This is a genomic window from Chryseobacterium artocarpi, from assembly GCF_001684975.1.
GTDB lineage: Bacteria > Bacteroidota > Bacteroidia > Flavobacteriales > Weeksellaceae > Chryseobacterium > Chryseobacterium artocarpi.
Genome location: NZ_MAYH01000011.1, coordinates 1 through 1312 on the forward strand (window position 1 = coordinate 1; position 1312 = coordinate 1312).

Consider the following 1312-nt stretch of genomic DNA (forward strand, 5'->3'; position numbering starts at 1 on the left):
CTTTATATTTGATGGTGAAGTTTGTACCTTTTACCGCGCAGGTAGGATTTGTGTTGTCTGCTGTTATTTGAACGTCAGAAGAACACGATGTTCCTGTAACGGTAATAGTGGTTAAAGGTGACATACACTCATTCGCTGCATCATAATATGCCGCATAATATGTGCCCGCAGCTCCAACATTAAGAGGTGCATGAGTTGTACCTGTTCTATCTCCTATTGGATTATAATTAGCATCTAAATAACGTACAACATACCCAGCACCTGCAGTCCCGGTAAAGCCACTGGCAATATCAGCACCCCCGGCAGTACAATTTATTGTTTTGCTTGTACTTGAATAAGTGGGTGCCACACGTGGGGCAGCACATTGAAACATTATGGCAGAACTACCTGTATATGTACCTGCAGTTGAGCCAAAATTATAAGAAATACCAATCGCTGTATCTGTATATGTATTAGAAATAGTATTATCATACGTCATGGTATTATTAAACGAGTTATTACTCCCCACTTGTAACCGAGATCCTGCATAATATCCAGACCACATTCGTCCAGATTTGTACTCGAAAAATTCATAACCAGTATCATTATAAGTCCCCATTTTTATATCTGGGTTTGGACCTGTATCTGTACCTGTTTTCATAGTATATCCTCTATCAACACCTCCTAACATAGCATCCAAGACTATAAGATACTTCACAACTTCTGCATTTGCAGGAAGAGTGGCTTCTACATCCATAAAAATTCTATCCTTATTTCCGGGATCATATTTATAGGTTATATTGAATAAATAATCCTTGCTATTTTGTGTGATTTTATAAGCAATAGTAACACTTTGCAACACTCCCACAGTGTTGGTTGTATGGGACAGGATATTAGTTGTGCTTAATTGTGTAGCTGCATAACCAGTTGGGCGTGAGTTCCCTGAATGATAAACATTATTTCCAATACTTATCATAAAGCCATTTGTTCCATTATTTGTTTGTTGAGCAAATGCAGTAGCTGAATTTGAATAAATATTCTGATAAATTTGGGCTTTGTTATTAGCTATAATTTGTATATTCCCACCTCCGGTTACCTGTAATTTAACCCCATTGGTAAGTGTTGTACCTCCAGTAGAGTTTAAAACCGTTAGCCCCGAATAATTAGGTGCAGTAACATTAGATGTTAACTGTCCATAACTACATATATATCCTAATAAAGATAGCAATATAACCCCTAAAGCTTTTATAAACTTAAATTGTTTCATTATGATAAATGTGTTTAAAGGGTTTATTTAGTGACATGCTGCTCTAGTTTCAATAAACGCTTTTCT

The 1312-nt window shown here is 36.4% G+C and carries 1 protein-coding gene; it reads right to left on the bottom strand.

The features are described 5' to 3' along the window. Window positions 1–1207, bottom strand: a 1207-nt coding sequence (locus BBI01_RS04475; RefSeq protein WP_131799323.1) for a hypothetical protein, incomplete at its 3' end; no start/stop codon positions are given. Window positions 1208–1312 lie beyond the last annotated feature (105 nt).